This is a genomic window from Pseudoalteromonas sp. BMB (assembly GCF_001709235.1).
Taxonomy (GTDB): Bacteria; Pseudomonadota; Gammaproteobacteria; order Enterobacterales; family Alteromonadaceae; genus Pseudoalteromonas; species Pseudoalteromonas maricaloris.
This window is the reverse complement of record NZ_MBQA01000208.1, coordinates 36,755-45,230: the sequence shown is the minus strand read 5'-3', so window position 1 is coordinate 45,230 and position 8,476 is coordinate 36,755. Positions and strand designations below refer to the sequence as shown.

Annotated in this window: 8 protein-coding genes and 1 pseudogene; 6 read left to right on the top strand and 3 right to left on the bottom strand. The window is 43.8% G+C overall.

Annotated features, from left to right (window positions below; all coding sequences use genetic code 11):
- Window positions 1–203: pseudogene (locus BB427_RS24765) on the top strand (hypothetical protein).
- Between the two features lie 268 nt (window positions 204–471).
- Here BB427_RS24765 and BB427_RS21750 read toward each other — a convergent pair.
- On the bottom strand, window positions 472–1,464 hold the full coding sequence (locus tag BB427_RS21750; RefSeq protein ID WP_069023239.1) for an LLM class flavin-dependent oxidoreductase: 993 nt from the start codon (window positions 1,462–1,464) through the stop codon (window positions 472–474).
- A 286-nt stretch (window positions 1,465–1,750) separates the two neighbouring features.
- Between BB427_RS21750 and BB427_RS21745 the strand changes: the two genes are divergently transcribed.
- Both BB427_RS21745 and BB427_RS21740 read left to right on the top strand, forming a co-directional pair.
- On the top strand, window positions 1,751–2,215 hold the full coding sequence (locus BB427_RS21745; RefSeq protein WP_069023232.1) for a hypothetical protein: 465 nt from the start codon (window positions 1,751–1,753) through the stop codon (window positions 2,213–2,215).
- Between the two features lie 27 nt (window positions 2,216–2,242).
- Window positions 2,243–3,106 (top strand): LysR family transcriptional regulator, encoded by an 864-nt coding sequence (locus BB427_RS21740; protein ID WP_069023230.1) that lies wholly within the window; start codon window positions 2,243–2,245, stop codon window positions 3,104–3,106.
- A 32-nt stretch (window positions 3,107–3,138) separates the two neighbouring features.
- On the opposite strand, the gene BB427_RS21735 is transcribed toward BB427_RS21740, so the two are convergent.
- Window positions 3,139–3,624, bottom strand: coding sequence for a GNAT family N-acetyltransferase (locus tag BB427_RS21735; RefSeq protein WP_069023229.1), 486 nt, complete (start codon window positions 3,622–3,624; stop codon window positions 3,139–3,141).
- A gap of 275 nt (window positions 3,625–3,899) precedes the next feature.
- Between BB427_RS21735 and BB427_RS21730 the strand changes: the two genes are divergently transcribed.
- A complete protein-coding gene (locus BB427_RS21730; protein ID WP_083229920.1) occupies window positions 3,900–4,964 on the top strand; it encodes a linear amide C-N hydrolase in 1,065 nt (354 codons plus the stop codon).
- A gap of 55 nt (window positions 4,965–5,019) precedes the next feature.
- On the opposite strand, the gene BB427_RS21725 is transcribed toward BB427_RS21730, so the two are convergent.
- Window positions 5,020–5,829: a sulfite exporter TauE/SafE family protein gene (locus BB427_RS21725; RefSeq protein ID WP_045963740.1), complete on the bottom strand. Its 810-nt coding sequence runs from the start codon at window positions 5,827–5,829 to the stop codon at window positions 5,020–5,022.
- Between the two features lie 465 nt (window positions 5,830–6,294).
- Here BB427_RS21725 and BB427_RS21720 point away from each other — a divergent pair, with 465 nt between their 5' ends.
- The gene (locus tag BB427_RS21720) at window positions 6,295–7,272 is read left to right on the top strand and encodes a DUF1852 domain-containing protein (protein WP_069023226.1); all 978 of its coding nucleotides are present in this window, start codon (window positions 6,295–6,297) and stop codon (window positions 7,270–7,272) included.
- Window positions 7,273–7,300: 28 nt separating this feature from the next.
- On the top strand, window positions 7,301–8,341 hold the full coding sequence (locus tag BB427_RS21715) for a methionine synthase (protein WP_010370114.1): 1,041 nt from the start codon (window positions 7,301–7,303) through the stop codon (window positions 8,339–8,341).
- Window positions 8,342–8,476: the final 135 nt, after the last annotated feature.

The following is an 8,476-nucleotide window of genomic DNA, read 5'->3' as shown; positions in this document are numbered from 1 at the left end:
ATGCCAATCAAGCGCTGCCCTTTGGGTTCACCTGAGTGCGCTTTGTTCATTGTTGCTCAACTTTTGCCTAGATTACTAGGCAAAAGTCGAGCGTCGCGACCAAAACCCACTCAGGAGAACAAAAATCAAACAGCAAAGATCAACAGGCCCTAGTTGTTACTGCAAATATTGTCTCGCTGAACTTATTATTCAGGATGATTTAAACACCTCAAGCTCAGCAAGTTTAGCTTCTAGTACCTTAGTGTTTTCATTTTCATGACGGAGCGTCTTTTTTCGTACCTGACATCAACTCACTCCCCGGTAATGGGGCGTCATCAAAGGTCAGCGCTATTTCCTTCGCCCGACATAAAAGGCAGAATAAGTAGAGAAAGGATACACAACCACATCGTTTCCAACTTTCGTTCCTTATCAATTTTTAACTCGCAGTGTACCGCAAACCTTCACTTAAGTACTATCTTCACACTCCGACTTTTACGTTAAGCCCGCCAAGATCTCAAGTGCATGTTTTCTATCACTTAGCTCGTATAAATCGTTGGTAAAAATAAACTCATCGATCGCTAATTCACGTTTAATCATGCTGAGTTTATGGTGGACAGTCGCGTGGCTTCCAACCACAGAAAGGCCTAAAAAGCTGTCGACTTGCATTTGCTCCTGGGCATTCCATAGACCCTCCATCGAGTCAACGGGGGGTTTCAGCCATAACGCCTGACCTCGCATCAACGCTAGGATACGCTGTTTTGACGTGGTAGCTAAATACTGCGCTTGCTCGTCGGTATCGGCTGCAACTACCGGTAAGCCAAGCATTACATAAGGTTTATCTAACACCTTTGATGGTTGGAAATCGCGGCGATAAAGTGCGATAGCATCATGCACGAATCGTGGCGCAAAATGACCCGCAAATGCATAAGGTAAACCTCGCTTCGCGGCGAGCTGGGCACTATAAAGACTCGAGCCAAGCAACCAGATTGGTACCTTGGTGTTTTCACCCGGAATAGCACGCACCGAGGATTTACCATCATAAGGCCCGAGTAAGGTTTGTAATTCCGCGACTTCGTCATCAAATTGCTCCGCACGTCTGTCATCGCGACGCAGTGCTCTGCTGGTAATCGGATCGCTGCCAGGCGCGCGCCCTAATCCCAAATCAATACGCCCCGGATAGAGGCTTTCTAAAGTGCCAAACTGCTCAGCGACGACTAACGGTGGATGGTTTGGCAACATCACACCACCCGCCCCCACCCGAATATTGCGAGTGTGTCCGGCAATATGCCCTATCAATACGGAGGTTGCTGCGCAGACAATGCCACGCATATTATGATGCTCAGCCATCCAAAAGCGTTTAAAACCAAGTTCATCCGCTTTTTGCGCATAAGCCACGCTGTTAGCGAGGGTTTGTGAAACGGTATCTTGCTCTTTCATCGGACTTAATTCGAGCAAAGAAAATGGCATGTTAGCAAGTGAAGTCATAACAATCCTTAACGGTTTGAGTTACACCATAGAGTAAGGGTTGCAGCATCCATTTCAATCCGAAATCCCGCACTACATTGTTGCTGATTTTCGACTATCGTTATGTTGCAGATAACAAGCCTGCTTCATCTGTGATTTGCTGACTCGACAATTAGGCTAATCCTGTATTTGAAAAAATTGTTTAGTTTCGTGGTGCGTAAGCGCAACATAGCAAGCACATAATAATCCACATAAAACAAGCGCTTGCCTGCTAAACTCATAAAAAACTGACTTGGAGCAACATCTTATGAGAGCCGCTATCCTGTTTATTTTATTTACTTTTAGTAGCCAGTTATTGGCAGACACGGACACAGCTAAAATCAATAAACTGTTCGACAGCTACATGAGTAAATACAACCATTATCTGCAAACTGGTGATTTACCAACCAGTCCTCAACTGTACACAGATACGCTTATGTTAATGTCATCAAGTTCAAAGCCGAGCGTGATCACACAAACGCAAATGAATAAACAGGTGCAAGTATTCTTAACACGCCTGAAGGAAGAAGGTGTCAGTCACGTAAAGTGGAGCAAGGTCAGTATTCATTTTCTTGATAAAAATATTGCGTTAGTAAGCAACATTGCTGAGCGATACACCCAATCAGGCGCACTTTTTAATAAAGTAGGCGCAAGCTATTACGTCTATTTAGTTGATGGTGAATGGAAAATATCTGCGTTCGCTGTACATGATGCGAAAAACACTTTACTTTAATTGCATCTAAACTTTGGTGTTGTAGGCATGGAAAACTGGGATGACTTTCAATTACTGCTTGCATTAAAGCGTGCCAATACACTCAGAGGTGCGGCCAAAGTTCTAGGCGTAAACCACACGACGGTATCTCGTAGGCTACATGCTTTAAATCAACGCTTTAGTCTTGATATATGCATGCTTTCGCAAGGCAAAGTCTCGTTTTCTGAATTGGGACTACAGCTGCTCAGTGCCGCTGAAAACATGGAAGCCAGCCTTGCCCCTCACTTAAGCCAAATTAACACTTCGGTTAAGCAGTTAAAACAACAAATAAACTTATCTATCCCCCCAGCGATTTTGCAGTTTGTCTTGTTAGACGAATTACATGAATTTCAGCAAAACAATCCTTACCTCACGCTGTCGATTAATACTACCTATGCACTTTCCGATCTAGAGAAATCAGAAGCCGATGTCGTGATCCGAGCTTCTCACGTTCCGGATGAGCACTTAGTTGGTCACCGGTTATTTCCGATTTCACTTGGCTACTTCATGCATAAAGACTATCTCGATAAACGCACGAGTGAAAGCCTTTCTTGGATAACCGCCAGCGTAACAGAAAGGCCGACTTGGCTACTTGATACGCCCTATCCAACCGCCCCAATTTCTCTATCAATTGAAGATTTGGTGCTGCGTCATCAGGCTGCATCCGAAGGGCTTGGTATGATCAGAGGGGCGCACTATATTGCAAGGCACTTCCCTAATTTAATTGAATTTGCACCAGCGAGTGAACACTATGCAGATTTATGGATCTTGACCCATCCAACAAAAAAATCCATACCCAACGTCAAGCGGCTTATCAGCTTTTTACTTAAGACTATGCGCAGTAAACAAATACTGATCGACTGCGCAAAATAACATTCGCCATGTTAGTTTAGCGCCTGTCCATTTTAATCAGCTAACCATTTATACATAACATAGCTATCAACCAAGCCCAATTTCCCGTGTTTATATGCCTTGGGAATGGTGCCCACAATGGTAAAACCAAGCTTTTGCCATAGTTTAATCGCCAGTTCATTGGTCGATACCACACTATTAAATTGCATAGCTTCGAATCCCAGCGCTAATGCTTGCTGCTGGGAATGTTCGCACATCAACCGTGCAATTCCTCTACCACGAGCCAAACTCGACACCATGTAACCACAGTTACATATGTGGCTACTCGGACCCATCGCATTTTGTCGCAAATAATAGCTGCCAAGTACTTGCCCATTTTCAACATATGCAAAAGCTTTGAGCGGCGTTTCACACCAAAGTAAAAATGCCTGCTCCATACTCATATTTGAGTCAAATGCATACGTTTCTTGTGCTTGGATCACTTCTGAAAATGTTGGCCAAAATGACTCAAAATCATTCCGAGTTATCTCTCTTATCATCCCATTTCCTCTAAACGTCATACCTGATAGCAATTAACCCAATTCTTGAAAATATACTCATTCTACTAACCTCACACCACTTTTGTTTTAGGGAGCCTGAGACGAATACTTGTCGAATCGTTAGTTTTTCACGCTAATAGCTACTGACTTACCACTCCTGTAATGCACTGTAACTTTCTGTAATGTATTTAGCCTTTTTCAAAGCCTAGTATGAAACAGTATATTGATGAGAAACCACTCATCAAAAGGATATTTATCTTTCTTGTGAGGTTGTTATGTGTACTAGAGCTTTTAATAACTGGAATAGAGCATATTTAGCTACTGCCAGAAATATGGACTGGATGTTTATATTACCTACCAGCTTGTTTGTACTTGAAAAAGGACTAAAAAAATCGGGGCTTGAGCCTGTTTCGGAGCTAGAGGCAATAGCAAGTGAAAAAACTCGCAACCCACTTACGTGGACATCTTCCTATAGTAGTGTTGTCGCTATGGTTGGAGATGATTGCAGCGGCTGGGCAGCCTCCGATGGCATGAACTCTATGGGGCTTGTCGCAAATGTATTGTACGACTCAGGCGCGACGTACGGTAAATCAGCATGCAAAAGTAAAAAGCAGCTGAGCGTCCTGAGATGGTTGCAATATGTGTTAGACAAATTTGTACTCGTCAAGGAAGTCGTTGACGTATTCAGCAAACAAGAAATTCAGATCGTTGGTGCAGAAGTACCTAACAGCGAAGGTAAAACCGCAGCATTGCATTTAATAGTGTCGGATATCAGTGGCGATTCAGCCATTATCGAAGTTGAGAATGGGGTTTTTAAGATCCATCACAGCGCTGACTATCGCGTTGTTACCAATGAACCAAGTTATAAAGATCAGCTAAGGATTAATGATTATTGGCTGTGGCAATGGAGTGATAAAAACAGTCAGCCGAGCCATACGATCCCTGGCGGTCCATACTCAACCGATAGATTCGAGCGCGCTGCGTTTTATCTTAATCACTTAGATTTACCAAACGATGAGCATGATGCCCTTGCACAGGCTCGCTCGGTTGCTGCAAGTGCATCAGTACCCCTTGGCTATAATTTTACAAGCAGTGCCAGCCCAAATATATCTAATACCTTGTGGACAACCGTTGCAGCGCATAGGAGCCAAACCTATTACTTTTGCAATGCTCGCACGCCTCATGTTGCTTGGGTGGAATTGGCAAACTTTAACTTTGAATCGCCAGTCAGTGCCTTCACACTGATAAGCGAAGATCCATCTGGGGAGTACATCAATAGCACCAGAAATGGCAAGTTAAACAAACATTTTGAACCAACCGAAGATCCGTTCAAAAAGTAAGATTAGCAGAGCTTCTGAGCCAAACACGCTATAGTTCGTTTTGGCTCAAAAGCACTTAATTCACCGCCATATTCACAGCCATCACTAACAGCAGCACCGCAAATACCTTTTTAATCGTGGCAACAGGCAAGTGATGGGTGGCTTTAGCCCCCATTGGAGCGGTGAACCAAGACGTGCACACAATTCCTAACAGGGCTGGCAAATAAACAAATCCGGCGAAACCATCCGAAAGTGCAAAGTGCGCACTGCCCGAGCTAATGTAGCCAACGGAACCAAAGAGCGCGATAACAATGCCACATGCAGAAGCACATCCTATGGCCTTTTTCATATCAACAGAGAAAAACGTCAACAGCGGTACCAAAAGCGCTCCACCGCCAATGCCTATCATGGCAGATAAACCACCGGTGATCGTCGTTAATACCGTAAGTATGCCTTTATTTGGCAGCTGCCTTTGGGTTGTGCTCTCATTTTTGCTGCTATAAAACATTTTTATTGCTATCAATACCACACTTACTGCAAATACAATGCGCACTGCGTTTTCGGGTAATAGCGCTGCCAAAAAACCACTGATAAGCGCGCCTAGTGCAACGCCCGTCATTATCCACGGCGCTAAATCCCACGGTACATTGCCATTTTTATGATGCGCGATTGCCGATGAGGTAGAAGTAAATAAAATGGATGCCAGCGATGTCGCTACAGCGGCTATCACCACTTGCTCCGGTGGTAACACGTTAAAATACAGTAAAATACTGCTAAGCACCGGAACAATAACCAGCCCACCGCCAATACCTAACAACCCGGCTAAAAAGCCGACAACACTACCGAGTAGTGCACAATACACAAACAACAATATCAACTCACTCATTCCACTTATCTCTTCTTTTAATTGAGGCGCAATCACCTAAGTGAGCAATATGGCCGTTGCTTTTAGCCTTTGTGCCACCTAAGCGCTGGCGAGTATAACAACATAACGCTTTGCCATTGGTGCTTTTGACTTAGATAAGCCTTGAATATTCCTCACGTTTTACTTGAAACAAATGCAACTTAGACACTTAGCAGTCTAGACTTTCGGACCCCCAAAGAGTTTCGCTCTACAATTGCTCATATTTCCTGCACATGTGACTCAATAAGCGGCATCTATTTTTGTAACTCATGAATCAGACTCATGTTTTATGTGAAATAAAACCGTTTTTCTTCATCTTGTGATCCACGTATAAATCTCACATCACTTAATGTTCGGCACTCTCACTGCGTCCCCGTGGATATCTGTTTATCGCAGTGAAACGTAATTGCCGAGCGCGTCAGCATTAGAATTGGATACCTGAAGAACATGAATAACGAGTTTACTTTCACTATTAAGAGCATTCGTCTTGACGAGAATTACCATCCGTCAAACAGCACGCGGATCACCACTAACTTTGCTAACTTGGCAAGAGGCGAAAGCCGCCAGCAAAACTTACGCAATGCCTTAAAGATGATTGATAATCGCTTTAACGCATTGGCTAACTGGGATAACCCAAAAGGCGACCGTTATTCTGTTGAGCTTGAGATAGTCTCAGTTGATATGGATATTGCAGGCAGTGGACAAACTTTCCCGTCAATTGAGGTGTTAAAAACCAATATTGTTGACCACAAAACCAATGAACGCATTGAGGGAATTGTTGGTAACAACTTCTCATCTTACGTACGTGACTATGATTTTAGCGTGCTATTGCTTGATCATAATAAAGATCAACCTAAATTCAGCATCCCAGCTAACTTTGGCGACTTACACGGTAAGCTATTTAAATACTTTGTCGATTCAGAAGCTTACAAGAGTCACTTTAGTAAGCCACCGGTGATTTGCCTAAGTGTATCGGATAACAAAACCTATCACCGCACTGAAAATCAGCACCCGGTGCTTGGCTTTGAATATCAGCCAAATGAGTCATCATTAACTGAGCAATATTTTAAAAAGATGGGCTTACAGGTGCGCTACTTTATGCCACCAAATAGCGTTGCACCTTTGGCTTTTTACTTCTTTGGTGACTTACTGAATGACTACACCAATCTGGAGTTGATCAGCACCATCAGCACCATGGAAACATTCCAAAAGATCTACCGCCCTGAGATTTACAACGCCAATGCGGTTGCAGGCAAGTGCTATCAGCCAAACTTAAAAAACCTAGATCACTCATTAACACAGATTGTTTATGACCGCGAAGAGCGCAGCCTGTTGGCGATTGCACAAGGTCGATTTGCCGAAGAGCATTTTATCAAGCCTTACCAAAACGTGCTTGAACAGTGGTCTGCAAATTACGCTTTATAATCAACGGGAATATGGAACAGCATTTATTATGAAAACACTATTACCAACGTCTACTGCTGGCAGTTTACCTAAGCCCGCTTGGCTTGCTCAACCAGAAACCCTGTGGTCACCTTGGAAACTAGAGGGCGACGAGCTTATTGATGGCAAAAACGATGCGCTACGTATTGCTTTGCAAGAACAACAACTTGCAGGGATTGATATCGTGAGTGACGGTGAGCAAACCCGTCAACACTTTGTAACCACTTTTATTGAACACTTAAGCGGTGTGGACTTTGAGAAGCGTCAAACGGTAAAAATTCGCGACCGCTACGATGCCAGTGTTCCGACCGTGGTTGGCCCAGTATCTCGCCAAAAGCCAGTTTTTGTTGAAGATGCCAAATTTTTACGCAGCCAAACAGACAAACCTATCAAATGGGCATTGCCAGGTCCTATGACGATGATAGATACGCTGTATGATGACCACTACAAAAGCCGTGAAAAGCTAGCGTGGGAATTTGCGAAGATCCTTAACCAAGAAGCCAAAGAGCTTGAGGCAGCTGGAGTCGATATCATTCAATTCGACGAACCGGCGTTTAATGTCTTTTTTGATGAGGTCAACGATTGGGGCATTGCGGCGCTTGAACGTGCTATTGAAGGACTCAAATGCGAAACCGCTGTGCATATCTGCTACGGCTACGGTATTAAAGCCAACACCGATTGGAAAAAGACCTTAGGATCAGAATGGCGTCAATATGAAGAGGCGTTTCCTAAGCTACAAAAATCCAATATCGATATCATCTCTTTGGAGTGCCATAACTCTCACGTGCCAATCGACTTGTTAGCATTGATCCGTGGTAAAAAAGTGATGGTTGGTGCGATTGATGTTGCAACCAACACCATAGAAACGCCAGAAGAAGTTGCCAACACACTACGCAAAGCGCTTGAGTTTGTTGACGCCGACAAACTCTACCCATGCACTAACTGCGGTATGGCACCACTTTCTCGTGAAGTGGCAAGAGGTAAGCTTGCTGCATTGAGCGCAGGGGCAGAACTCGTGCGCCAAGAGCTATTAGCCAAAAAATCAGCTTAATCAAATTTGGTTAATCATAACGCTAGCAGCTAAATAAAACTTAAATTATGTGCCGCCTTCAAGGAATGATAGCGGCGCAGCTTTAGCGGCTTGCCATTATTGATGAACACTCATTTTTTCAGATAACTTACGCGC